Annotated in this window: 1 protein-coding gene; it reads left to right on the top strand. The window is 46.3% G+C overall.

The genetic code is table 11. The features are described from left to right. Positions 1-192: 192 nt before the first annotated feature. Positions 193-395, top strand: a 203-nt coding sequence (locus tag ACNFOC_RS55765) for a hypothetical protein (protein WP_416966495.1), incomplete at its 3' end; no start/stop codon positions are given.

Below are 395 nucleotides of genomic sequence, written 5' to 3'. Positions count from 1 at the left end.
CTGCTGCACAGCGCCTTCCCCGGAATCAAATCACTTTCCCTGTCCGCCACAATCCGCTTCATGCCACCTCGTATTTTGTTTCAGAGACCGGAATCTGCCAGAAAGTGACTACGCGTGCACATATCGGTTTTCTGGGTTACATGCATCGTGTTATTTTCTGAAATGCAAAATAATAAAAAACAAGGACACATCATGAAGGATGAAATACACAGTACCAGCATTAACCCGGATGTTGTTGAGCAGTTTCTGGCCCTTATGAACACACATTGTAAATCCTCAGAAGAGGCACTCGCCATGCTGAGTACGCTTTGTTACAACCTGATGATGACATGCGGTATCCATTCCATGGACAGCCAGATGCTCAATGGGCATGGGATATCCATGCAACTTCAGGG

This window comes from Streptomyces colwelliae (genome assembly GCF_048158785.1).
GTDB lineage: Bacteria > Actinomycetota > Actinomycetes > Streptomycetales > Streptomycetaceae > Streptomyces.
Note: the sequence above shows the minus strand (reverse complement) of the source record. Positions and strands in the feature narration are given on the sequence as shown.